Source organism: Methanocella conradii HZ254, assembly GCF_000251105.1.
GTDB lineage: Archaea > Halobacteriota > Methanocellia > Methanocellales > Methanocellaceae > Methanocella > Methanocella conradii.
In genome coordinates this window covers 2,008,105-2,032,869 of sequence record NC_017034.1, presented here as the reverse complement: position 1 = coordinate 2,032,869, position 24,765 = coordinate 2,008,105, and the positions used below count along the sequence as shown (strand labels likewise).

24 protein-coding genes are annotated in these 24,765 nt (G+C 55.0%); 10 read left to right on the top strand and 14 right to left on the bottom strand.

Features of this window, described 5'->3' with window-relative positions; genetic code table 11:
- The first annotated feature begins 28 nt into the window (after positions 1-28).
- Positions 29-493: a hypothetical protein gene (locus MTC_RS10670; RefSeq protein WP_014406705.1), complete on the top strand. Its 465-nt coding sequence runs from the start codon at positions 29-31 to the stop codon at positions 491-493.
- 15 nt (positions 494-508) lie between these two features.
- On the opposite strand, the gene priL is transcribed toward MTC_RS10670, so the two are convergent.
- Entirely contained in the window at positions 509-1,525 is a 1,017-nt protein-coding gene (priL, locus tag MTC_RS10665; RefSeq protein WP_014406704.1) for a DNA primase regulatory subunit PriL, read from the bottom strand.
- Positions 1,526-1,734: 209 nt separating this feature from the next.
- Between priL and MTC_RS10660 the strand changes: the two genes are divergently transcribed.
- Positions 1,735-1,902, top strand: coding sequence for a hypothetical protein (locus tag MTC_RS10660; protein WP_048189662.1), 168 nt, complete (start codon positions 1,735-1,737; stop codon positions 1,900-1,902).
- Between the two features lie 27 nt (positions 1,903-1,929).
- On the opposite strand, the gene MTC_RS10655 is transcribed toward MTC_RS10660, so the two are convergent.
- On the bottom strand, positions 1,930-3,216 hold the full coding sequence (locus MTC_RS10655; RefSeq protein ID WP_014406702.1) for a UDP-glucose dehydrogenase family protein: 1,287 nt from the start codon (positions 3,214-3,216) through the stop codon (positions 1,930-1,932).
- Between the two features lie 67 nt (positions 3,217-3,283).
- Positions 3,284-3,583: a hypothetical protein gene (locus MTC_RS10650; protein WP_014406701.1), complete on the bottom strand. Its 300-nt coding sequence runs from the start codon at positions 3,581-3,583 to the stop codon at positions 3,284-3,286.
- Between the two features lie 76 nt (positions 3,584-3,659).
- Between MTC_RS10650 and MTC_RS10645 the strand changes: the two genes are divergently transcribed.
- Positions 3,660-4,001 (top strand): NifB/NifX family molybdenum-iron cluster-binding protein, encoded by a 342-nt coding sequence (locus MTC_RS10645; RefSeq protein WP_014406700.1) that lies wholly within the window; start codon positions 3,660-3,662, stop codon positions 3,999-4,001.
- Positions 4,002-4,038: 37 nt separating this feature from the next.
- On the opposite strand, the gene frhB is transcribed toward MTC_RS10645, so the two are convergent.
- From frhB to frhA, 4 genes are all read right to left on the bottom strand, one after another.
- On the bottom strand, positions 4,039-4,938 hold the full coding sequence (gene frhB / locus MTC_RS10640) for a coenzyme F420 hydrogenase subunit beta (protein ID WP_014406699.1): 900 nt from the start codon (positions 4,936-4,938) through the stop codon (positions 4,039-4,041).
- Positions 4,939-4,952: 14 nt separating this feature from the next.
- The gene (gene frhG / locus MTC_RS10635) at positions 4,953-5,651 is read right to left on the bottom strand and encodes a coenzyme F420 hydrogenase subunit gamma (RefSeq protein ID WP_048189661.1); all 699 of its coding nucleotides are present in this window, start codon (positions 5,649-5,651) and stop codon (positions 4,953-4,955) included.
- Positions 5,652-5,712: 61 nt separating this feature from the next.
- Complete coding sequence (gene frhD, locus MTC_RS10630) at positions 5,713-6,231, bottom strand: coenzyme F420-reducing hydrogenase, FrhD protein (RefSeq protein WP_014406697.1); 519 nt, start codon at positions 6,229-6,231, stop codon at positions 5,713-5,715.
- Entirely contained in the window at positions 6,228-7,472 is a 1,245-nt protein-coding gene (gene frhA, locus MTC_RS10625) for a coenzyme F420 hydrogenase subunit alpha (RefSeq protein WP_014406696.1), read from the bottom strand. The genes frhD and frhA overlap by 4 nt, the downstream gene beginning before the upstream one ends.
- A gap of 599 nt (positions 7,473-8,071) precedes the next feature.
- Here frhA and MTC_RS10620 point away from each other — a divergent pair.
- The 6 genes from MTC_RS10620 (at position 8,072) to mtnP (ending at position 14,776) form a co-directional block, all read left to right on the top strand.
- Entirely contained in the window at positions 8,072-8,992 is a 921-nt protein-coding gene (locus MTC_RS10620) for a formate/nitrite transporter family protein (RefSeq protein ID WP_014406695.1), read from the top strand.
- 66 nt (positions 8,993-9,058) lie between these two features.
- Positions 9,059-11,158, top strand: a complete 2,100-nt coding sequence (gene fdhF, locus MTC_RS10615) for a formate dehydrogenase subunit alpha (RefSeq protein ID WP_014406694.1) — start codon at positions 9,059-9,061, stop codon at positions 11,156-11,158.
- Between the two features lies 1 nt (position 11,159).
- A complete protein-coding gene (locus MTC_RS10610; protein WP_014406693.1) occupies positions 11,160-12,263 on the top strand; it encodes a Coenzyme F420 hydrogenase/dehydrogenase, beta subunit C-terminal domain in 1,104 nt (367 codons plus the stop codon).
- Between the two features lie 42 nt (positions 12,264-12,305).
- The gene (locus MTC_RS10605; RefSeq protein WP_014406692.1) at positions 12,306-13,064 is read left to right on the top strand and encodes a carbonic anhydrase; all 759 of its coding nucleotides are present in this window, start codon (positions 12,306-12,308) and stop codon (positions 13,062-13,064) included.
- A gap of 79 nt (positions 13,065-13,143) precedes the next feature.
- Entirely contained in the window at positions 13,144-13,971 is an 828-nt protein-coding gene (locus tag MTC_RS10600) for a class I SAM-dependent methyltransferase (RefSeq protein ID WP_014406691.1), read from the top strand.
- A gap of 37 nt (positions 13,972-14,008) precedes the next feature.
- Positions 14,009-14,776, top strand: a complete 768-nt coding sequence (gene mtnP / locus MTC_RS10595; protein ID WP_014406690.1) for an S-methyl-5'-thioadenosine phosphorylase — start codon at positions 14,009-14,011, stop codon at positions 14,774-14,776.
- Positions 14,777-14,778: 2 nt separating this feature from the next.
- Here the strand turns inward: mtnP and MTC_RS10590 are convergent, their stop codons facing one another.
- Genes MTC_RS10590 through psmB form a run of 3 tightly spaced genes read right to left on the bottom strand, consistent with a single transcriptional unit; the run spans position 14,779 to position 17,814 of the window.
- A complete protein-coding gene (locus MTC_RS10590; RefSeq protein ID WP_014406689.1) occupies positions 14,779-15,231 on the bottom strand; it encodes a pyridoxamine 5'-phosphate oxidase family protein in 453 nt (150 codons plus the stop codon).
- A 13-nt stretch (positions 15,232-15,244) separates the two neighbouring features.
- Positions 15,245-17,158, bottom strand: coding sequence for a beta-CASP ribonuclease aCPSF1 (locus tag MTC_RS10585; protein WP_014406688.1), 1,914 nt, complete (start codon positions 17,156-17,158; stop codon positions 15,245-15,247).
- Between the two features lie 32 nt (positions 17,159-17,190).
- Complete coding sequence (psmB, locus tag MTC_RS10580) at positions 17,191-17,814, bottom strand: archaeal proteasome endopeptidase complex subunit beta (RefSeq protein WP_014406687.1); 624 nt, start codon at positions 17,812-17,814, stop codon at positions 17,191-17,193.
- A 281-nt stretch (positions 17,815-18,095) separates the two neighbouring features.
- On the opposite strand from psmB, the gene MTC_RS10575 reads away from it, so the two are divergent.
- Complete coding sequence (locus MTC_RS10575; RefSeq protein WP_014406686.1) at positions 18,096-18,971, top strand: C1 family peptidase; 876 nt, start codon at positions 18,096-18,098, stop codon at positions 18,969-18,971.
- On the opposite strand, the gene MTC_RS10570 is transcribed toward MTC_RS10575, so the two are convergent.
- Genes MTC_RS10570 through MTC_RS10555 form a run of 4 tightly spaced genes read right to left on the bottom strand, consistent with a single transcriptional unit; the run spans position 18,961 to position 24,525 of the window.
- Positions 18,961-20,661, bottom strand: a complete 1,701-nt coding sequence (locus MTC_RS10570; RefSeq protein ID WP_014406685.1) for an amylo-alpha-1,6-glucosidase — start codon at positions 20,659-20,661, stop codon at positions 18,961-18,963. The genes MTC_RS10575 and MTC_RS10570 overlap by 11 nt on opposite strands.
- A complete protein-coding gene (locus MTC_RS10565) occupies positions 20,658-21,953 on the bottom strand; it encodes a glycosyltransferase family 4 protein (RefSeq protein WP_014406684.1) in 1,296 nt (431 codons plus the stop codon). Before MTC_RS10565 ends, MTC_RS10570 begins: the two co-directional genes overlap by 4 nt.
- Positions 21,950-23,089 carry a glycosyltransferase family 4 protein gene (locus MTC_RS10560; protein WP_014406683.1) on the bottom strand — a complete coding sequence of 380 codons (1,140 nt, stop codon included), beginning with the start codon at positions 23,087-23,089 and terminating at the stop codon, positions 21,950-21,952. Before MTC_RS10560 ends, MTC_RS10565 begins: the two co-directional genes overlap by 4 nt.
- Positions 23,071-24,525 (bottom strand): glycoside hydrolase family 57 protein, encoded by a 1,455-nt coding sequence (locus MTC_RS10555; RefSeq protein WP_014406682.1) that lies wholly within the window; start codon positions 24,523-24,525, stop codon positions 23,071-23,073. Before MTC_RS10555 ends, MTC_RS10560 begins: the two co-directional genes overlap by 19 nt.
- Positions 24,526-24,765: the final 240 nt, after the last annotated feature.

The window sequence follows — 24,765 nt, the reverse complement described above, 5'->3', positions numbered from 1 at the left end:
AGTGAATTTTAGATGCAGAGGCATTAATATGAAACCAAATGCAGCATTGATGGTTTTAGCGTTAATTGTAACAATGTCGATTGCCCTGGGCTGCACTTCGACCGGAGGCAGCGGGCCAGGCGCGACGGCCCCGGGTGGCCAGGCTCATCAAAGCACGGTGACGCCGCAACCGGTCGTAGCCCAGAGCCTGACGGATGCTCAGAAAGACCAGGCGATAAGCATAGCGAAGGGCGACTCTCGTGTGAAAGACGTACTGGATAAGCAAGGGTATAAGGTCACAGGCGTCGTGGCGGGCGGCAAGGAGTACTGGACCGAGGAAATGGGCAATAACGCCGTGATAGGGATAGTGACCATTCAGGGCGGCGAGACCGAGCGTTCCGACGGGAGCCTATGGACGCCTGACATGTATAATGTGATCGTGGACGTAAATGGCGGAAAGGTTATCAATATCATACACATAGAGCCCAAGCCATTGCCGACGCCGAAGCCTTAAGCTTTGGCGCCATTTTTATTTTTGGGCTGGCATTTTGAGGCTTTGCGCTCGAGCCGCCCTGCGGTAATATGCCAGTGGGTGGCTGACGCGCCCGCAAAGGCCATCCTTACCGTAGCAATTACCATAGGTGACCATGGTCTTACAGGAGGGCGACGTGTACTCGGTGCCGCCCGAGCCCATGATATGCTCGACCTGATAGCGGGTTAAGTCCTCCCTGAAATCGGGCGCCATCCTGTATAGCTCCATTATCTCATCCTTATCGTAGCCTATGTTCGCCAGAAAAGACGTAAGTGCAAACCTCGCCGTGTGGGGCAGGTTCACGCCTTTCTGCAGCTCAGATAAAAGGTACTTCATGCACGGGGGGAACGCCTCGCGACTCACCTCGCCCCCAACGTCCAGGCTCATCCTGCCCTTGAGCTTATTCAGCTCGGCAAGCACCTCGTCCGCGTATGGCTTCATTTGCTTCGCTATATGCGCGGGCACTTCCGAGGTGGTGGACTGTATCTTTTCCCTCACCGCCTCCTCTATAAGACGAGCGTACTCATCCTTTCTAATATACACCATGCCCTTGACGAGCTTACGGCTGATGAGCTTCCACGCGGGATCCCTGATGGGCGCCGAATACCTCAGATAGTCGGTGAAGTGTAGCGTAAAACCTCTCTCCTCAGCCCTCGCATTCAAGCCGAAATCCCGGCCCACGGCGAGCAGCACGTCATCCTTCTCTCCGGTGAGAAATGCGTGAGCCCTCTTGGCCTCCCATATCGCGTATCGCCTCAGAAGGTAATTGTCATGCAGCATTGAGACGAGCATCCTGGCTACCGGGTATGAAAGCATCTCCTCTTCAGGCTGGAGAGGCACGTCTTCCCTGGTATTCGCAGTTGAAAGCGCTTCCAGCACGCGCCTTTTCCCTCTCGCCCTCACCCGGCTGTAGGCCGGCTTTATTGCGATATCCTCGGCCGAGTAGCCCCGCTCCCTTACGTATGCGAGCGCTTCCTGTATAAATGGGTACTTTGCCAGGGTAACGATATCCATGCTGTATCTACTGCGATTATAGCTTCAGGGCTTAATATGTTTTCTCGCCATGAGATACCGTAAGAGATGGTTAGCCAAGGGAAAATAAACATTATATAAACGACAAAAACCAGTATTTTTGTAATTTTGCGTTTTTTATGGGTCATTTTAATTTGTACATGTGCATATGGGATTCTTGGTGTGATTCACTGCTATACAGGAGGATGGAGATGGTAGAAAAAGGTAACATTAGCGTTAGGGAGGCTGGCAGGAAGGGCGGCCTTGCCACCTCGAGGACGCATGGGCATGAATTTTACGAGTCCATTGGCCATAAGGGCGGCTCTAAGGGCGGGCAGCGGGTTCGTGAGCTCATCGCACGTGGAAAGGAAAGGCTCTAAGCTTAAGTAGGGCTTCAACTATAAAAATTACCAGCAGAGCCCTTCGTAGATGATGCCCTTGCCCCTTGGGTCGACCATCCTGCGGCCATCGATCACAACGGGCTTCCTCATGCTCTTGAAGCTGTCAAGCTTCTTGAACTCTGCCCACTCGGTGGCGATTACGCAGGCATCCGCGCCTTCCAGAGCTTCGTCGGCGCTTTTTGCGTACTCGATGTTCGGGTAAACCCTTTTCATGCGTTCTGTGGCCATCGGGTCGTAGGCCACGACACTTGCGCCTTCAGCAAGAAGGGAGCCAATCACGTGTATGGCCCTCGACTCCCTTATATCGTCAGTATCGTTCTTAAAGGCCAATCCCAGCACCGCTATCCTCTTATCCTTCAAGTCAGGCACGTGCTTTTTTAATAGAGACATTAGCATATGAGGCTGGTTATCGTTTACCTTGAGTACTGTCTTAAGCAAGATGGGCTCATAGTCTATCTCGGAGGCTTTTCCGATGAGAGCCTTCACGTCCTTGGGGAAGCAGCTTCCGCCGAACCCCAGGCCCGAGTTGAGGAAGTAGGGTGAGATGCGGGCGTCCAGGCCCACGCCCTCCATGACCTTATAGGTGTCTATCCCTAAGCGCTTACAGATGTTGCCGACCTCGTTCGAGAACGAGATCTTGGTGGCGAGGAATGCGTTGGAGACGTACTTTATCATCTCGGCGGTCTTCGTGTCGACCTCCAGGATGGGGCACGTATAGCCCGCATAGAGGCCTTTGATGATGCCCAGGGCCTTCGGGTCGTCTCCCCCGATGACGATGCGGTCCGGGTGCATGAAATCATGGACGGCCTTGCCTTCCCTCAAAAACTCCGGATTCATGCCAACCCCGAAGTCTAGGCCGGCCTTCTTCCCCGACGTCTCCTCCAAGATAGGGGTGACCACCTCCTGGGTCGTCTGGGGCACCACCGTGCTCTTAACCACGACGACATGATAAGAATCCTTAGCTTTCAGCCGCTCCCCAATGCTCCGGCTGGCCTCCCGGACAAACCTTAAGTCTATCTTCCCGCTCTCATCCGTGGGCGTCGGCACACAAATAAAAGAAACATCAGAATTACTAACGGCATAATCATAGTCCAGCGTCGCACTCAAATTCTTGCCAGCATGTGCTTTTAAAAGCTCGTCCAGGCCCTCCTCGTAGATGGGCGGGACTCCCCTATTTATCGACTCCACCCTTTTCGGGTCCACGTCGACGCATATTACCTCGTTCCCGAGGTGTGCGAAGCATGCGCCGGTGACCGTGCCCACATAGCCCGTGCCAATTATGCTTATCCTCATGGAGATCACATGATAACAGGTTATCGACTATAAAATAGCTTTTGTCCGGTCACGATTCTGTAGCTTGTTAATATTTATTTTCAAATGCTTCTTTTAATAGTGCTTCTAGCTCCTTCATGATGGCGCTTGCGTCTTCAACGTCCTTTATCTTCCTGAGGTCGATCCGCCCGTTCCTGTATAGAATGACCGTCTTATCACTGTAGTCGAACTTGGCGACCCCCAGGCTCTCTGAGCACCTGGCGCCATCGATTGCCTTTACAAGTGCGCACAGCCTGTCCATGTTGAACCTGTGCCCGAAGCTGGACTCTGCGATGAAGCGGCCCGGGGCGTCGGTACAGGGCCTCGTAATGACGATATCGTAGTCCACAAGACAACATGGTGGCCGCACATGTAATAAATTTTGCCCATAACGGCTTTAAGGTCCCCCGCTAAATACCTTAATCATGAAAATAGGGGTACCCATTGTAGCGCCAAACGGCATGGCATCCGAGGTTAACGACCACTTCGGGATGAGCGAGTACTTCGCCATCCTCGACGTGGAGGGAGACAGCGTTAAAGGCTTAGAGGTCATCAGGGACAGCCCATCGCTGAAAGAGCATAAGACGCCGGCCCAGCTGCTGGCAGAGCATGGCGTAGAGGTGGTGCTGGCAGGCGGCATCGGGCCCCACATGATAGAAGAGCTTCTCGACAGGGGCATCAAAATATTCAGGGGGGCGGCAGGCACCGTCGAGCAGGCCTTTGAGGACTACAAGGCAGGCATGCTCTCACGGGCAAAGTCAATATAAAAAATAGGGCAGCAAGCCCGAAGGCTTGCCAACATTTTTAGTAAAGTATCTCAGGAGTCACGAAGAGGCCCATAGCCTTCCGCTCATCAAAGGTCTTCTTCGCCTTATCCTTCTTCTGCTTGTCCATCTGCTCCAGCAGGTCGAGGCCAGTCTTTATCGGCTTCTTGCCCGGAGCCGGGGGAGCCGTGGGCGACTTGAACTCATCCATGGACTTCTTCTCGAAAATGCCGTCTGCCAGCGCCTTAGCGAGCAGGTCCTTACCCTTGGTAGTCCTGGTGAACACCGTCGACCATCCCTCAGGGGTGCCGATGGAGCCGGTGCTTATGTCCGCGAACTCGGCGGTCAGGTCGCTGCAGACGTGGCAGCCCTCCTGCTCATACTTGTGGGTCTCCTTGATCGGTATTGCAACCTCCTTGCCGGCCGCCTTGACCTTGAACTTGCCTCCGCCTATCTCCATCTTCGTGACGGAGTCGACGGGCACCTTGCAGTGGTCCTCGATGATAGTCCTGAGGCCCGCGTAGGAGAAGTTCTCGGTGCAGAAGATGCCTATTGTTAAGGCGATCTTATCCGGGATGTGCCTCGCTCCGACCGGGTACAGCCTCATCTTCTGGACAGCGTATATCTGGCACGGGGTCCCGACTACGGCGAGCTTTTCCAGGCCCTGCTCACGCACGGCGTCCTTTATGACGGACACCACGGGGTTTATTGTGTACTTGGTGCCCGCAGCCGCCATTATCTCCTCCTTGGTGGTCGCTATGGTCGGCTTGGGCAGCCACGGGGTCTCGCCCTTGCCAGCCACCAGGGCGCCATCGATGACCCCCTTGTCCAGCGCATAGCACAGCAACGCGGTGACGACGCCGCCATCCTGGGAGACGCCAGTTATCTTCGAGTCCTTGGCCTTAAGGGCCATTACTTCCTTGTAAGTTCCGAATGGCATTACCTTTACCTCCCTCACACTATCTGTCCTTTTATCTTGTTCACCGGCAGGAAGCTCCTCGGGCAGGCGAACGAGCATGCGCCGCACTTAATGCACCTTATGTTGTTAAAGCTGGGCCTGCCGTAGACCATCTCGATGGCCCGGGTCGGGCAGCTTGCAGCGCAGGTGCCGCAGCCCATGCACAGCGAGTTCTCGATAATCCTCGTGTTCAGGTCGCAGCCGCAGTGGTAGCCGCCAGCCTCGTTCGCCATGAACGGCTTCAGGTACTCGGTGTCGCCGGTTACCGCCGCGATGCAGAAGTTGTATATTATCTCTGGCGATGGCGGACAGCCGGGTATGTATGCATCTACTTTTATGACCCTATTAATGGGCACGAACGACTCGTGCTGGGGCTGGTTCCACTGGCCGCCACGGCTGTTGTTCAGAACGTTTCCGGTGGCCGCGCAGTCGCCATAGGCCACTACGAGCCCCGCCTTCTCCCTTGCCTCCTTTATCAGGTGCACGCTTTCCTCGTCCTGGAGACAGACCGCCCCTTCGACGATAGCTATATCGAACTTACCCTCGGGTAAGGTCCTGGCATCCGCAAGCGTCAGGTTATAAACCATGTCCACTGCGCCCAGGACGTCGAGCAGCTTCTCATAGGTGTCCGCGAGCGATACCAGACAGCCCGTGCAGCCGCTTAGATGAACATATGCAACTTTTGGCTTAGTCACTTTTACTTCCTCCTTCTTTGGTGGTAATACTTCTTTCTTAACTGGCTCCGGAGCTTTATTCTCAGGCGCCGCCTTGGGCGCTCCTCCGAATAGGCTCTTCAGCTTGTCTAACAGTCCCATAATCGATCCCTAGCTCTTCCATTACCATCTCGATGGCTCCCGGAATCGCCTGCTCCACCTCTGGGGTGAGCTCCATGACGATGTCCGGTTCAGAAACCCTTGCCGGCTGGCAGCCGATGACCACGATGTCTATCTTATCCTTGAGGCCGTGCAGCGGCTCGCTCAAGGTCCAGTTGTGGGCATCTACGAACTTTCCCTTTGGCAGCTCGTCCACCGAAAACTTTCTCAAAGTCCCCGGGGCGGCGCCCCAGCTTATACAGTCCAGTATTATTAGTTTCTTGCAGGTCTCGTCGAGAAGGGTAAAGATGAGGTGGGGGGCACCCGTTCCCGCATCTATTACCCTTATGTCAGGCGGTAATTCGTACTTTGAAAGCTCCTGAGCCACTCGCGGACCGAAACCATCGTCCTGGAATAGTATGTTGCCACAGCCGACTACGAGGGTTTCCGCCTCAAGGATCATATCATGGCCTCTTTTACGACCTTGCCCTCCTTTAGCACTATCATATGGGTAGCGCACGATACGCACGGGTCGTAAGCCCTGACCACGTATTCAGCCCACTTATAGTGCTGTCCTTCGCACGCCTTTCCAACCGTGGGTATGTTCCAGGTCGTGGCCACGAGACAGTTGTAATAAGTGATCTTGCCATCCTTCACCTTCGCGGTGTGGACGTTGACGCCTCTCGGGGCCTCGTTCGCCGCGACGCCCAGGGTCTTGCCATCGCCGCCAGACTCGGGCGGCTTCGTCAGCGTTGGCTTGGTCGTGTCCAGCTGCTGTATTAATTCACGGGCCCTGGCATGCGCCAATGGTATCTCCATCGCCCTGGCGATGTTTATTGCCATGGCTCCCCTCACGTCGAAGTCGCCACAGTCCTTCTGGCTGAAGCCCTTATACTTCACCAGGCGGGCCCTCGGGCCTCCTTCGACCGTCCTTCCTCCTATCAGCGGTATGCTGGTGCACGCCTCAAGGCCAATATCGCCCGGATAGTAGGACTTAGGTGTTATCTCGCTGAACCTATAGAAGTATTCCGTCTCAAAGACGTCGGAGTTGCCATAGTTGACATCGGTTGCCATAAGCTCCCTGTCGTGGACGCCGAGCTTCTTCGGGACCTCGGTGTTCCCCTTAAGGGTCTTCAGCATAAAGTCGACCTGCTCCTTCATGAGGGGCTCGTAATCGTTAAGCATCTGAATGATCTTGCGCTTCGCAGCCTCGGAGATGTTCTTCTGCATGCCGCCGATCCTTATGTTCGGGGCGTGTATTGCCTCTCCGCCGGTGATGTCTACGATGCCCTGGCCGATCTTCCTCATCTTCTGGATGCGGACGGTGGCGGCCATCGCTGCGTTCGGGTCCTTCACGAAGTCCGGCAGGATGAGCAGCTCATGCAGCGGGTGGCTGTGAAGCCTATTACCAAGATTGCAAAGCTGCCTTAGCACCAGGCCGTCCTTGGGCGGCATGATGCCGAGCGCCCTCTCGATGCTCTCCGACGACGCGGTAGCGTGGGTGATGGGGCAAATGCCGCAAAACCTGGAGGACGCCACCGGCGCGAACTCCATAGCTTTTCCTGTAATAAATTTCTCGAATCCTCTAACGGGAGTGGTACTCAAATAGTTGCCCTGAGTCACTATCCCGTTGTCGTCAACTTCAAGGACGAGTTTTGAGCGTCCTTCGTGTCGAGTTGTCGGTGATACTACTACTTGACTCAAATATACCGCCTCTAGCTATCATTTTCCTATTCGACTATATATAACGTTTCTGGCTGATTTTTAAAAATTAATAAATCTTAATTTTTTATTTTTTATTTAATTTTATTTATATTTTATAAATTCGTCAATTTTGAGTATTTTTATCCTTTATTTTGTCAAATAAGATATTGATTTGGTTGCGCTATCCTGAGAGTGCAGCTAAAAAAAGGTTGAATCTCATGTAACACATGTTAATTAAAAAATAAGCTTTAATCAACTATTTTAAATTGACAAACTTTCCTTTTTTTGAGAATTCTAGGCAACCTTTTTATAGCTAATCCAAAGATTATTAATTACAATTGTAAATAGAGCTTTATGTAGGATAAATGGATACGGTCATTAAAAACTGCTAATCATTAAAGTGTAACGTAAAAATAATAAATAATAGGATGCCCCGCAAAACGTTTTTTAGAGAAAGCATAAAAAACTGTTCATGGGTAACATTAATATACTATGAATAACAAAAAATATAATCTTTTTTTAATCAGCCGTTAAAAGCCCGAGGCATAGAATGGCAGCCTATGGGCCGATAAGGCTGATTTTTGAATGGAGGATTGAATATGGCATTTAAAGCACCCTTAGACATTAGTAAGGCGGCTTCATCCGCCGGATGTACTAAATGTAGCATCAAATTAGATAAGCTGCTACTGCTGGGCTTCCTCGCTGGCGCATACATCGCCTTTGGTGCGTTGCTCAGTGAGATCGTCGCAGGTGGCATGCTATCCGGAGGCAAGATCGGAGACATGGCGGTGGTGATGCCGCCGGGCCTGCTGAAGTTCGCCGCTGGTGCGGTGTTCCCCGTGGGCCTCATGCTCGTCGTCATAGCAGGCTCCGAGCTCTTTACCGGAAACTGCATGTTCCTACCTATAGGCGTTTTGAACAAAGAAGGCACGTGGACCGGGCTTGCGATAAACTGGATAGTTGTTTATATCGGTAACCTTATTGGGTCCATCTTTGTCGCTTATTTCCTGGCATACCAGAGCGGGCTCTTCAACACTGCGCCGTTCGCAGTATGGGCCACGGCCAACGTAGCAAACGCGAAGGCAGGGCTGGACTTCTGGACGGCCTTCCTGCGAGGCATCGGGTGTAACTGGCTCGTCTGCCTGGCCGTGTGGCTGGCGCTGAGCGCTGACGACATAATAAGCAAGATATTCTCCTGCTGGTTCCCGATAATGGCCTTCGTCACGATCGGCTTCGAGCACAGCGTCGCGAACATGTTCTTCATCCCGCTGGGCATATTCATCGCCAACGATCCAAATATAGTGGCCAAGGCAGGCCTGACGGCAGCCCAGACCAGCAACCTTGTGGGGATGCACGGGTGGTACAACTTCTTTGTGACGAACCTGATACCCGTCACGCTGGGCAACATCGTGGGCGGCGCGATCTTCGTGAGCCTCATCTACTGGTGGGTATACCTCAGGTCCCCGCTCGTCACGGTCAAGGTCGGAGAGCCGGCAAAGGCTGCTCCACAGGCAAAGTAAATATATATTATAGGGGGTTTTAATTTTCCACCCCCTCATCATAATCGAGAAAAGGTGCGGATATAAATGGATGTTAAACTTGTACCGACGATATGCCCGTACTGTGGCTGTGGCTGCGGGCTAAACCTCGTCGTGAAGGATGGTAAAGTGGTGGGGGTTGAGCCCTGGAAGAGGCACCCGGTGAACGAGGGTAAGCTCTGTCCGAAGGGCAACTTCGCCCACGAGTTTATTCACAGGGATGACAGGCTTACCACCCCGCTCATAAAGAAGAATGGAAAGTTTGAGCCGGCAACGTGGGATGAGGCCTTATCGCTCATTGCGTCGAAGTTTAAGGAGATAAAGTCGAAGTATGGGCCGGACGCCATGGCGTGCTTCGCCTCCGCCAGGGTGACGAACGAAGAGAACTATCTAATGCAAAAGTTCGCCCGCGTGGCGCTTGAGACCGCAAACATAGACCACTGTGCCAGGCTTTGCCACGGCACGACGGTCGCGGGATTGGCGAAATCGCTAGGAAGCGGCGCCATGACGAACTCGATAAAGGACATCGAGGAAGCGAAGACGATTTTCATCATCGGCTCCAACACGTTCGAGGACCACCCGCTGATCGCCAGAAGGGTTGTCAGGGCGAAGCAGGCCGGGGCCACGCTCATCGTGGCCGACCCCAGGTTCAACATGACCGCAAAGCAGGCCGACATCTACGTACAGTTCAGGAGCGGCTCGGACGTCGCTTTGATAAACGCCATGATGTACGTCATACTGTCCGAGGGCCTCGAGGACAAGGAGTTCATCAAGAACAGGACGAAGGGCTTCGACGCCCTGAAGGAAGAGGTCATGAAGTGCCCGCCGGAGTGGGCTGAGCCCATCACTGGCGTCCCCGCGGACACGATAAGAAAGATAGCGAGGCTCTACGCCACGAACAAGCCGTCTGCGATAATATACTCGATGGGCGTCACCCAGCACTCGACTGGAACGGATAACGTCCTGTCCATGTCTAACCTGGCCATGCTCACCGGCAACATTGGGAAGCGCGGCTCGGGCGTAAACCCGCTCAGGGGCCAGAACAACGTCCAGGGCGCCTGCGACATGGGAGCGCTGCCGAACGTCGTTACAGGCTACCAGGCCGTCATAAACCCGGAGCTGAGGGCTAAGGTCTGCGGCGTGTGGGGCGTAAAGGACATACCCGGCAAGGTGGGCCTCACCATCGTGGAGGTCATGAACGCCGCCGAAGAGGGCAAGGTCAAGTCTCTATATATTATGGGCGAGAACCCGATGATATCGGACCCCGATGTGAACCACGTCGAGCACGCCCTGAAGAAGCTCGAGTTCCTCGTGGTGCAGGACATCTTCATGACGGAGACGGCGGCCTTAGCGCACGTCGTGCTCCCCGCTGCATCGTTCGCCGAGAAGGACGGCACTTTCACGAACACCGAGAGGCGCGTACAGCTCTTAAGGCCCGCGGTTAAGCCGCCCGGACAGGCGAAGCCGGACTGGGAGATAATATGCCTGCTCGCCCAGAAGATGGGAGTGAAAGGGTTCGACTTCAAGTCCCAGGAGGAGGTATTCGAGGAGATAAGGAAGGTAACCCCGCAGTACGCTGGCATGACCTACGAGAGGCTCCGAAAGCCCGAGGCGCTGCACTGGCCGTGCCCGGACACGTCTCACCCAGGCACGCCAATCCTGCACATGGCGAAGTTCAGCCACCCGGACGGGCTGGGCATATTCTTCGGCGTTCCATTCAAGTACCAGGCCGAGAGGCCGGACGCGGAGTACCCGCTCATCCTCACCACGGGCCGCATACTGTTCCACTACCATACTGGCAGCATGACAAGGCGCTCTCCAACGCTCGATAACGAGGTCAAGACCGGCTTCGTCGAGATAAACACCGAGGACGCGAAGGCGCTCGGAGTGAAGGACGGCGACAAGGTCAAGGTCAAGACCAGGCGTGGCGAGATAGAGATAGCGGCGAGGGTAACCCCTAACATCATGAAGGGCATCATCTTCATACCGTTCCACTTCGTGGAGTGCGCGGCTAACAGGCTGACCATCGCTGCGCTGGACCCGTTCGCCAAGATGCCCGAGTTCAAGGTGTGCGCGGCGAAGGTAGAGCCGATACCGGTTGAGAAGAAGGCGCCCGTTGCCGCCAAGGTGCCCGCAGGAGGTCATTAAAATGGTGAAAGTTAAGGACATGTATTACGCCAGCACGACCAGCGATGCGATAAAGGCGAAGGCGGAGTGCGGTGGAGCTATCACGACTCTCCTGCAGTACGCCCTCGAGAGCAAGACTGTCGATGCCGTCCTGGGCGTGGTCAGGGGAGCGGACCTGTTCGACGGCGTGCCGACGCTCATAACGAGCCCGGCTGACGTGATAAAAACCGCGGGCTCGCTACACTGTGCACCCGTGAACACGGGTAAGTTCCTGGCGCAGTACCTCGACGGCGCGAAGAACATGAGGATCGCCGTTGCGGTCAAGCCCTGCGACGTCGCCACGATCAAGGAGCTCGCGAGGAGGGGCAAGGTCAACCTCGCTAACGTGCTCATGATCGGAGTGAACTGCGGCGGCACGATGCGCCCGATGCCGGCCCGCGAGATGATCGAGAAGCTCTACGCCACCAGCCCCGACGACGTGGTCAAGGAAGAGATCGACAAGGGCAAGTTTATCATCATAACCAAGGACCACCAGCACAAGGAGATCTCGATTGATGAGCTTGAGGATAAGGGCACTGGCAGGCGGGAGAACTGCCAGCGCTGTGAGACCAAGATACCGAGAGAGGCGGACCTGGCGTGCGGCAACTGGGGCGTCATAGGCCCGATGGCCGGTAAGGCCACGTTCGTGGAGGTCTGCAGCGAGAAGGGCGCGAAGCTACTCGAAGGCGCGGTGAATGCGAAGCTGTTGAACATAACCGCTCCGGACCCGAAGGGCGTCGAGATCCGTGAGAAGACAAACGGAGCGATGCTCAAGCTTGGCGCCAAAAGGCAGAAGGTCCAGTTCAGCAAGGTAGCGAGCGATCCGGGGTTCTGGGCGAGAGAGTTCAGCAGGTGCATAAAGTGCATGGGCTGTGTAGTGCACTGCCCGCTTCAGTATGACGGGAAGCCCAGGTCTCCTGCCTATGAGACGAAAGGGGTCATCCCGCCTGCGCTAACTTACCATTTGGCAAAGGTGGCAGCGGAGGGCGGCAACTGCCTTAACTGTGGCGGCTGTGAGGACGTCTGCCCGATGGACATACCCGTGTCCAAGCTGTACCATGACGTGAAGAAGAGGCTAGAAGCCTGATAGGGGCTTCTATCCTTTTTTCTTTTTTATAGGGGTATGCGTATGGAGCAGTTATCTCTGGAGAAGAGCGTTAACACTTTGGCGGGTAAGCTGAGCTATAATATATCGTATGCTAAGGCTGCCACCAGAGCCGGCAAGTATGATTCTATTTTAGAAGGCCAGCACCCCGACATTACGCTGGTCACGTGCTCGGATTCCCGCGTCCTGGAGCGGGCGCTGGACGATGAGATTGGCAAGGTCTTCTCCATTAAAAATATTGGGAACAGGGTGGAGCCTAACCTGGGAAGCATCGAGTATGGCGTCGGCCATCTGCATACGCCCATACTCATGATACTCGGGCACACTGGCTGCGGCGCCATCCATGCATCGACCAGGGACGTCAGCGGAGAGCACTACCGCATCATTCGCTCGCTAGAGTTTATCAAGCCCACGGTAGCGGAAGTGCAAAAGCTGCTCATTAAGAAGGGCGGCATCGCCGTGTACATGGCCGATCACCCGCCGTGGGTGAAGCCGGTCAGCGAGGAGGCGTATTTCGAGACGCTGGTGACCGAGGCGAACGTGGACAGGCAGGTGGAGGCCGTGCTTAACGACGATAAGATAAGGGAGCTGGTCTACACCGGCAAGCTCATGGTCGTCGGCGCCATCTACGACTTTAAGGATATATACTCGCCCGAGAAGGGCGCCGTGTTCGTCATCAACATCAATGGCGAGACCGACGTTGAAAAGCTTAAGAGGCTTAACGTTTTGAGCAGCGATGGCAAGGTTATACTGGACAAGATAAAGCGGCTGCTGGTCTATTAAATAAAAACGCTTTTTTATTAGCCCGTATTGGGCATTTTTCGGGATATAATGTTATATAATTGTACTTTTTATTTATTTGATGTGGTGTGACAGGATGGTTTACGCTGGCGTTGAGGCTGGGCCTGGCAAGCGCAGGTTTTCGTACCTAGACCTTTTAGCTTCCATAGGCTCTGCAAAGCATATTGGGGGGAAGGGTGCCACCGAGACGTTAATTAATGAGGCGGGTATCCGGCCTGGGTCTCTCGTTTTGGACGTGGGCTGCGGCATGGGCAAGACGTCGTGCATGCTGGCAAAGGAGAGGGGATGCCACGTGATAGGGCTCGACATCATGCCCAGAATGGTCAGAGAATCGAGGGAGCGGGCCAGGCGGCTTGGCGTCGACGATAAGGCCGCTTTTTTAAGGTGTGATGCCAGGAGCCTTCCGTTCAAGCCCGAGACGTTCGACGCCGTTATAGTGGAATCAGTCACGATTTTCGTGGAGGAGGTCGAGAAGGCGCTTGCGGAGTATCGCCGTGTGGTGAAAAATGGCGGCGCAGTCTGTGACAACGAGGTATGCGTAACAAGGGATGCCATGGGCAAAATGGTGGACAGGCTGGACGACCTCAAGTCGATATTCACGGCTTTCTGCTCCATGACCAGCAAGGGCATCCTCACGTTTGAGGACTGGAAGGAGCTGTACGAGAAACTTTTTGGTAACGTCAGGGCAAGCCACCACTTGCTCGACATGAGCGTGGAGATGGAGACGCGGAGAGAAGACGGCTTAAAGTCAATAGCGGCGGGCATCAAGTCAATGTGGCTTTACATGACCAACCCCGAGGCCAGGAAGATCATCGACGAGGGCCGTAAGATGATGTCTTTCCAGGGGGAGTTCGGGTATGGCCTTTTCGTCAGCCATAAACGGGGCTAAGATAAGTATTTATGCGATATAGGCCAACCATGCCAGTATGCCAACGCTGGCCGTGATTGGAGGCACCGGCATATATGAAATGGCCGGCATAAGCCTTATCGAAAAGAGGCTTATCGCTACGAGGTATGGCGAGGTAAAAGTTTCAATTTATGCCACTGGTGGCGAAGAGTTCGCGTTTTTGCCCAGGCATGGAGAAGGCCATACGTGCCCGCCACATAAGGTTAATTACCGCGCTAACATAATGGCGCTAAAGGGACTGGGCGTTGAGCGCATAATCGCCGTATGCTCTGTTGGCAGCCTTAAAAGGGAGATAATGCCTGGCGACCTCGTCCTCGTTGACCAGTTTTTGGACTTTACAAAGTCGAGGCCTTCGACGTTTTTCGATGATGAGGCCATTCATGTGGATACGACTGAGCCTTATTGTGCCGAGATGAGGGCAGTCATGGGCGAGGTACCCACACGAGGTTTTCGCCTGCATAAAAAAGGCACATATGTGTGCGTGGAAGGCCCGAGGTTTGAGACCGCTGCCGAGATAAAGATGTATGCCGCCCTGGGGGGCGATGTGGTCGGCATGACGGGCGTTCCCGAGTGTGTCCTGGCCCGTGAGGTGGGCATGTGCTATGCGTGCGTGGCCGTAGTGACCAATTATGCCGCCGGCATCAGCGATAAGCCCTTATCCCACGAGGAGGTCATTGCTGAGATGAAAAGGATGGGCGCCTCTCTTCAGGCCTATGTGGTCGATTGCCTTATGCGCGTACCCCCAAAAGTCGGCTGCTCGTGTAAAAAGCCGGCGAAGCCTTCGTGAACTCATGGGTGGCCGCCATCCGGCGACTTAATCCCCGTCATCTCCTTTATGGTAATCTTAAAGATGGCTATCGAGCCCGACCCCCGGCCTGTATGGGCCCGCCACTTACTCGACCTCGCCGCCTTTTCGGCCAGGGCACGCATGGCCTCCCGCCTCTCGCCATCATCGAATACCTCCGCGATGTCGCCCCGTATTATGACGCTCCTGTACTCAGTCACGTCATCGTTATGCCAGTCCACCTCGAAGCAGACGTGCCGGTCCTTACGGGCCAGCGAAGCTTTCTTTCCATCGGCAGGCGAGTGAATATAGATGGCCCCGCCCTTGTACACGAAATCTGTGGGCACCACGTAAGGCTGGGGCTCATCGTTTAGCCCAAGGCGGCCCACACGCTCCGCCTCAAGCATCTCCAGCATCTCTTTTTCCGAAAGCTCTGGAAGGTATCGCGTTGCCGGCATGAGCTTTCACCATCTATATAAGCCGGATGGTCTCAAGGTTCATAGGAGACCGGGTCTCATACTTGAACTTCTTGTAGATAGAGCTGGCGAGGTCGAGGCACTTGTTCTCGTCCCCATGATTCGTTATGATGCGCTCGGGGCGCGGGTCCATCCGCTTAACCCACTCCATGAGCTGCCTGCGGTCCGAGTGGCCCGAGAAGCCGTCCACGGTGGCCACCTCCATCTCTACTTTCATTACTTCGGTCTTGCCGCCCTCGGTGGATATGGGTATCTCGGTCCAGCCCTTCTGGATGCGGCGGCCCATGGTGCCCTCGGCCTGGTATCCGACAAATATCAATGTATTCTTCTTATCGGCACCATACTGCTTGAAGTACTCCATGACCGGGCCTCCGTTCATCATGCCCGACGTGGCGAGCACGATACAGGGCGACGGGTCCGCCAGGATGGCCTCGCGCTTCTGGGGCGAGTCGACCTGCACGAACGCCGGCGATAAGAACGGGTTCTGGCCCTTATGGAATATCATGTCCTGTAACTCCACGTTGAGGTACTCCGGGTATGTGGTATGGATTGCCGTGGCCTCCCATATCATGCCGTCCAGGTACACGGGGACCTTATCGATGAAGCCCTTCCTGATGGCCTCTTCCAGGACGATCATGACCTCCTGGGAACGGCCCACCGCAAACGTGGGGATGAGAACTTTTCCGCCGCGCTGAAGAGTCTTCTTTATGATGTTCTGGATCTCCATCTCGGCCTCTCTCCGCGATGGCTGTATGTCGTGCATGCCACCATAGGTTGCCTCCATGACCATCGTCTCAATCCTGGGGAACTGGTTCACAGCCGGGTCGAACAGGCGCGTCTTCTCATACTTAAAGTCCCCTGAGAAGGCCACGTTATAAAGCCCCTCCCCAATGTGGAAATGCGCTATGGCGCTTCCCAGGATGTGGCCCGAGTTATAGAAGGTCAGCCTTATATCCGGGGCGATATCCGTGACATCGCCATAGTTCAAGGTGATGGTATGCTTCAGCGTCTCCCGTATCATCGCCGAGTCGTAGGGCGGCCTCTTGCCCTCGCGGTTGGCCACCTCGATATAGTCGAGCTGAAGGAGCGCCATCAGGTCTCGCGTCGGTGGCGTCATGTACACCGGCCCATCGTACCCGTATTTGAATAGCAGGGGTATCATTCCCGAATGGTCGAGGTGAGCGTGCGTGAGGACGACGGCGTCGATGCTGCTGAGCGGGCTGACCTCCGGGACGTACAGGTATGGAGTGCCGTTGCTCTCAGCGCCCGTGTTCACCCCACAATCTATCAGTATGCGAGTTTCAGGCGTGCTCAGCAAAAACGAGCTTCTACCGACTTCCTTGCAGCCGCCCAGGGTGGTAATGCGGATCCACTGCTCCTTGCTCGTGATGGGCCGGTGGATCTTCCTCCCAATGACCTGTAAAATAGCCTTTCTCTCATCCTTTACATTGCGCAAGTACTGCCTGATGTCACGGACCGTGGTCGACTCGATAGGAGGAGTGCGCACGACTTTTGGCGTCCAGCCTATGTGCTTCGTAATCTCGCGCAGCGTGGAGCCGTGCCTGCCTATGACAAGGCCGGGCTTCTCCGCCTCGATGATGACCTCGCCCGTCTCGGTGTCAAAGTAGTGGTTCGTCACACCCGATTCGGGAGGCACGATCTCTGCTATCTTCTTGATGGCCTCCTCGGGCTCCGCGAGCATTTTCGGGTCCGGCCTGACGACAATGCGCATGCGCAGGTCCTTGGCCAGCGATCTTATGATATCGCCGTTGTCCGCGAATGCCTTCGGGTCAGTGGTGTATATCACCAGCTCGGGGCCTTCGAACTCAAGGCCCGATATCGTGATGCCTTTTGGCAGCTTATCCTGAATTTTCGCCTTCAGGTCCGATAAAACGTCTTCGATTCCCATCGTTTTTCTCCTTTAAGAGAAAGCGGGCAAGCTCAAGAGTTACAGACCTGCTTGCTCACTTCGCGCTCGAATATCTCAAACTTCTCATGAGTGATAACTGCGAACTGCATGCCGTTGCCCGATGCCGAGTCCCTCTTCATCGCGGACTCGAGGGCCTTGGCGGCCAGCTCTACCCCCTGCTCTACGCTAATGTCGGGCTTGTAGCGGTCCTCAAGCACGCCGTACGCTATGGGCGAGCCGGAGCCTGTGGAGCTGAACTTGACCTCTTCTATCCTGCCCCCCAGCGGGTCAAGCGAGTATATCCTGGGGCCACTCTTGTCCACCCCGCCTATGAGCACCTGTACGTAGAATGGCATGTACTTCGTCTCGGCCAGGATGTTCGATAGCAGCATGGATAGCGCGTTTATCGACATCGGGCCATGGCGCCTGAGCTCGAAGAGCTTAGCCTCGACCTGCAGGATCCTGGCCAGCCTCTGGCCATCCCCAACGGAGCCCGCTATTGTCATCGCTATGTTGTCCGTCAGCTTGTATATCTTCTGGGCATCCCTGCTCGCTATGAATGTCCCCATGGTCGCCCTCCGCTCCGTCGCGAAGACGACCCCGTTATTGCATATTATGCCTACAGTAGTAGTGCCTTTATATTGCTTATCGTCCATTTAAATACCTCTTTTAAGAATAGCGCTAAAATCAGCTTATAGTAGTCATTTCTATTTATTCATATTTTGTATATAATGTTTTCCCCAAGATGTATGGTGGGTATGAAGCTTTTTCTCCAGGTGGGCGGGCCGCCCTCTTTTTAGTAAAATTTTTATACTTTAATTAATAATAGGTAATCACCGCTCGCTGCGTATGGGCTTAAAAGTGGCTCTAAAAGGGGGCTCTAAAAGGGGGCTCTAAAAGGGGGATCCTATACGCGCGGGCAATAGGCTGGGATTATATGAAGTCAATTAATGGTAAATACTGGATGGGCTGGCGCCCCGACTATCCGGACTTCAGGGATTATACGGTGGCAAACGATAACGTGAAGCCCATGTTTGGGAAGGTTGGCGTGCTGGACGCGGATGGCACGTCATTGCCAAAGTCGGTAGATTTAAGAAAATGGTGCTCTCCCGTGGAGGATCAGGGCATGCTTGGCTCATGCACTGCTAACGCCGGCGTGGGGCTGGTGGAGTATTTCGAGCGCAAGGCATTCGGTAAGCATATAGACGCTTCAAGGCTTTTCCTCTATAAGGCTACGAGGACGCTGATGCATGAAACGGGGGATACGGGGGCGTTTTTGCGCACCACCATGGGTGCCCTGGCGCTATTCGGCGTCCCGCCCGAGGAGTACTGGCCATACGACGTCTCGAGGTTTGATGAGGAGCCTGTAACCTTTTGCTATGCCTTCGCGCAGAACTATCAGTCGATTAAGTATGTCAGGCTGGATCCGGCGAATACGCCTTCAAAGGAGACGCTCGGCCAGGTTAAGGCAAACCTGGCTGCCGGGATGCCGGCCATGTTCGGCTTTACAGTTTATAGCTCGATAACGCAAGCCGAAAAGGATGGAAAGATACCATTCCCGTCAAAGGGGGAGAGGATTGAAGGGGGCCATGCTGTCCTGGCGGTGGGCTATGATGATGCCCTAAAAGTGAAAAATGAGATGGATGGCAGGCAGACCACTGGCGCCTTCCTGATAAGGAACTCGTGGGGCATCGGGTGGGGCTGCGAAGGCTATGGCTGGCTGCCCTACGAGTATGCGTTGAAAGGGCTTGCCGAGGATTGGTGGACTTTGATAGACGGCAAGTGGGTGGATACGGGCGAGTTTAAGCTTTAAAATCCTCATTTTTTACCATTTTGTAGGCCCTGAGGACCTCGGCAACGCTCCAGGCCTGGGATATACAGCCGTTGGGCTCGTGAGGGGGGTCCCCGTCGAATATCTCGGATATCGTGCCTAATCCGGCGTCCTGTATGTGCAAGAGCAAAGGCTCCAGCAATTCCGCCAGCTTTTCCTTGGGCTCTCCAAGCTTCAGCGACGCCTCTATATAGAAGCCCATGAGCCAGGGCCATACGCACCCGTTATGGTATGAAGCGTCGCCCTCATACCTGCCAATGTAGCCGCTTTCACGTGGCGATAGGGTCCTCAGGCCGAAGGGCGTCAAAAGCTCCCGCCGGATTACTTCCATGGCGGAGCTAGCCTTTTTCCTCTCCACCAGCCCCATAGCGAGCGGTATGGCCTGGTTCGGCCTAACCGCATCATCCGCAGGGTCTATGACGTCATAAAGGCACCCCTTTTTCTCGTTCCAGAACCTGCCGAACTCCCTCAGGGCGGCGGCGGGCCTGACAGGCGGCTCCACCCCCATTTTTTCGGCGACTTGAATGGCGTTGACCCAGAGGGCGTTCACCTCCACGGGCTTTCCCATCCTGGGAGTGAAAGGAGTATCCATCCATGTAGTCTCAGGCTTGACTGATATAAGGGCGCCTTCTAGCCTGGCTGCCTCACTATCAGGATAGCCGCTCATGATATTCTCGACATATTCTTTGGATTCCTCTAAAAATTTAGGGTCCTCGGCTTTTTCAAAATATTTACCCAGGGCATAGATAAACCATAGGGGAGCGTCGCTCGAATTATAGCCGCCAGGTATCCTGTTGGGGATCAGGCCGCCCTTGATGTGCCCGGCAAAGTAGCGGAAAACCCTCTTGGCATCTTCGAATCTGCACCTTTCCAGCAATAGCCCTGGCAGGCTTACGAACGTATCCCTTCCCCATGGCTCTGCGAACCAGTGGTAGCCCGCGTAGACCGTATCCCCCACGAGGAAGCCATCGGCGGCCGTCTCGAGCACGCCAATGGCATCACCTGCCACCTTGAAGCCTTCCGGCTTACCCTCCAGGCCATCCACGATGGCACGAACCAGCGCTTCAGAGCCTTTCACCACGCCCTTGAAATATCCGGGCGAGAAAAGGTCTTCAACGTGGTCATACCCCCTCTCAGCATCACGCTCATATAGCACGCCATAATAAACCTGGGGGTCGCGGATGAACGGAAGGCTCGACCACACCGAGAGCCTTCCGGCCTTAAAGCCATTATTCGAATAAATGACATCCAGCGTGACGTTACGCCTGGTCTCATGATATCCACGGTCAGTCATGAGTGGCCTTATAATAAGCTCGGCCTCCCCGCACACGTCATAGCGGACCGTGAGGCCGCCGTCGAACTCCATTGACTTCTTAATCGAGACGCCATCCACCATATAGTAGAAGGCTGGCGGGTAATGCCGGTACCCATTCAGGTATCGCAGGCCCTCGTCCTGAAGCGCCCCGGCGTACCTGGCGACGGATATCCGCTTACCGTTGACGTGCTCCTCGAAAAAGGACAGCAGGACGCGCCTGCCCGCCACCAGCATGCCATGGTACTTCCTGGTATTGCCGGCGAGCGAAGAAGAGCAGTAGGCATCGCCCGCTGGCATGATAAACTCCTTTCGGCTGGCGAAGCCATATGAATGCAGGTCGCTGCCAAAGGATATCATGGCGGGGGAGGCACCTTACAAACGCTATCGTAGAGGGCGCGCCGCTTCTTGTTATATACCTCTATCGCCTCCTCGTAGACACGAAGCGTGTTGCTCGCAGCCATGTCCCAGGTGAAGCTTTCGAGCACCCGACGGCGGGCATTAGCGCCCATGCTCTTCCTAAGCTCAGAATCTTTGAGCAGCATGATGGCGAACTTCGCCACGTCCCCGGGGTCATGCGGGTTGATGTGGAAGCCGCAAATGTTCGGGCCGAAGGGTATGACCTGCTCCCTAAACCCAGAAGTGCCGCTGGCGCCCACGATGACGGGCTTGCCCATGGCCATGGCCTCGAGGCTCACGATGCCAAAGGGCTCGTACTTCGAGGGGAATACCGCGACGTCGCAGGCGGCGTAATACTTCAGCCGCTCCTCCTCGGGCACGTAGCTAAAGTTAAACAAAACGTTACCCTCAAGGGCGTTAGACGATACTATCTGCTTCAGCATGCGCTCCTGCTCCCCCTTCCCGACTATGACCAGCTTTGCGTCAGGCACCGCCTTCACAATCTCCCTCATGGCCATGGTGAGCGTGTCGGCGCCCTTAACCCACGTAAGCCGCCCCACGAAGAAGAGCATCGGGGACTCGCCCACGCCTATCTTCTCCCTGAAAGCCCTTATCTCCTCCTCGCTGAAAAGGTCTGGCCGATACTTGTTGGTATCTACACCATTGTATACTACCCGTATCTTCTGTTCCGCATAGCCCAGCTTCACAAGCTCGTCACGCATGGCGTAGCTGACCGTTATGATTAAGTCGGCCTTCTGGGCGGCGAGGCGCTCTATGTCTTTTATGGCCGCGGAGCCGCTGCCTGTGCGGCCCTGCTCGGTTGAGTGATAGTGCACGACCAGCGGCAGGCCGAGATTGCTTTTAGCGACGATCCCCGCTATGAAGGCCAGCCAGTCATGGGAAACCACGATGTCAAACTTCTGGCCATCGGCGCAGAGGCTGTTCACAAGCTTGGAAGCGGAGAGCAGGTTATACAGCAGCGTCTCCATGAAAAACTTTTGCCCGCCCGCGTCCCACTGCTGGACGTCGCCGGGGCTTATCAGGGGGAGCACCTCGGACATGTCCATGAGGAGAGGCCTGTGCACCGCCACCCCGTTCCACTGGTCGCTCGTAGGGTCATGGCCCGTGTTCCTCGAAAACACGGTGACCTCATTTCCCCTCCTTATGAACTCTTTAGTTATTTCCATAGCGTACGTCCCGAGGCCTCCCCTGAAGAAGGGCGGGAACTCGTCCACAAAGTATGCTATCTTCAAGTTATCACCTTTCTATAGACGTCTAGCATCTTTCTCGCGATAACTTCCCAGCGGAACATGCGGTCGACCTTCTTCCAGCCGTTCCAGCCATAGCCGGCCACGCCGCTGCCGCCATTCAAGACGAAATTTATTCCCCAGGCTATCGACTCGGGGTTCTGGTGCACCTTTACGCCGTTCACGAAGTTGTCGATGTTCTCGGCCAGCCCCCCGACGTCGCACGCCACCACCGGCCGCTTGGCGCTCCACGCCTCGAGGAGAACGAGGCCGAAAGGCTCGTTCCTGCTGGGGATTACGATCGCATCGCTGGCGTGCAGCAGGCGAACGTACTCCGAGTCGGGTATGTACCCTAAAAACCTGACGGGCAGCCCCCGTTCGCGGGCCCGTGCCTCGAGCTGATGCTTCATGCTGCCCTCGCCGGCCATGATGAACTGGGCATCCCAGTGCTCGGCGAGGACCCTGGGTACGGCCTCGATTAGCATGTCCGGCCCCTTCTGGTATTCCATGCGGCCGATGAAAAATACAAGCGGGGCAAAGGGGTGTATCCCATAGGCCTTTTTAACCTCGCCCGCGTCTATATTGGCGTCATACGCCTCCGGAAAAATCCCGTTATTTACCACCTCTATCTTCTCCTCGGGCACCCTGTAAAGCCACATGACCTCGTTCTTAAGCGTTTGCGAGACGGCCGTAACCCGTTTCGCTATCAGCCCCCCATACCACTCCTTGCCCGCTATCTCCTTCGACTCCCACCACTCGCCGAACCTGCCGCCGATGCGCCCGAACTCCGTCGAGTGGTAAGTCAGCACGGTGTTACGCTCCCGAAGCCGGTGCAGCGCCTCCACGACGTGCCAATCATGAAAATGGAGGACGTCAAACCTGGGGCTATCATACAGCCTGAACATATCAACCATCGCGTCGCTCATGTTCTTACAAAACTCCACGATGTTGTTAGCATATGGCCTGCAGTAATGATAGTGTACTCTCTTGATATCCCTGTCCTCCCCTCCCCTCGTGAAAAAATGCACCTCGTGGTCTTTTGCCAGCGTCTCGGCCAGGTAAGTCGCCCCTGGAGACAGGCCGCCGATCTTCTCCGAGTAGACGGACTCCCAGCAAAAGAACGCTATTTTAAGCTTTTCCAAAGCTCTTCCCTCTTCTTTTCTATTACCTCCACCACCTCGAGGCGGGTCTTGCATGCGGCGACCGCTTCGGCCAGCTCCTTATCCCCGAGCACGTCCTCTATCCACCGCGAGAAGTCCCCGCGGGCCATGTGATGCTCGACCGAGTCTTTGGGCACGTAGTTAAGAAGGTCGCTCAGGTCGTCGAGGCCATAAGCTGTAAAGCCCGTATAGGCGGTGGGCGTGAAGAAGTGGAAGGCTTCAGCCGGCTCCAGCGCCCGAAGCTCCATGGCGGCGGCCTTCCGCCTCGTCCTCGATGCATAAGTGCGCTCATAGTGGGCAAGGATTTTCATGTACGTGGCAAACGAGTCGTATGGCTGGCAGGCCCCCGGGCTGAAGTAGCTGTGGACTTCGGCGCACGCGCCGAACTTCGACGCCATGTAGTAGAAATGATCGCTAGTCTGCAGGTATCGCCATATCTTCTTGTTATAAGCATATGCTTTTGCCCGCTGTATGGCCTTTAGCGCCGTGTACTGTATGGTATTGCCGAGCCACGCCGACGCGTCCTTTTCAACGTCCGCCCATGATATGGTCTCCTCTATGCTTAATTCCTCTTTCGGCTCTATCTCTGCCGCCTCGGAGGGCATCAGGAACTCAACCCCCCTATTCTCGCACTCGACCGGCAGCCACTTGAGAAAATCCATTATGCCCGTGTCGGCCCAATGATGCTCCCCGAAGGTCTCGTAGTCCACGAACACGTTTACGTAGTCGCCGGGCGACGAGGCGACCCATGAAGCGAACTTATCCGCAGTCAGCGGGTACTGGTCCCAATCCCTATTATTAAACCGGAACGCAACGTCATCTGAGAGCCGATAGTTACGCATGAGGAGCTTTACCCCGCTGCACGAGTACACGTAGTTGGGGCTTCTCCAGCCGAGGACCCTCTCCACGCCCTCAGTATAGACAGCCGTGAACCCCATCTGGCTCGCTGACTTCGCTATGGCATTATTAAAGATGAACTCGGTGTTCTCCATCACTTTTGGCGTGACCCCAAAAATTGACTTCATCGCCCTTTTATGGAGCCTGACCTGAAGCTCGAACTCTTCCAGGTCGCTGAAGAGGCTTGCAACGCTGTGATAGTAAGTCTGTGAGAGCAGTTCTGCGTTCCTGTGGCGGGCGACCTGCCTGAAAAGCTCCAGCGCGTCGGGCCTCCACTTTTCGAGCTGTTCGACCACAGTGCCGGACAGGCTGAAGGCGCACTTAAAGCCTTTGTCGAGGCTTTCGAGGACTATCTGTGTGGCCGGTATGTAGCATTTATCCGCTACCCTCTCCAGTATCTCCTTGTTCTGGGGGCTAAAATATAAGCTTTCAAGGTCCCTGGCTTTACCGTTTTGGGGGTTGAACGCTGGGTCCAGCCGGTATGGTTGATGTACTTCAAATCCTAAACATAATTTACTCATTTATTCTCACCTCCCATCTGGTGCTTATGTCATGCGCCACTCGATGGCCGCATGGCCCATTATCGCATGGCTAGAAATTTTTTTATATTGTAATATATGCGCCCTTTACATAATATGTTTTTCATCGTTTGGTTTTTATCTTTTTATGGACAGCTATATTGCCGCGTGCCCGCCAGCGATGGGAGGACTAACAGAGCGTATGGCTGGCTAACGCTGACATCGAGAGCCAGCCATCAGCGG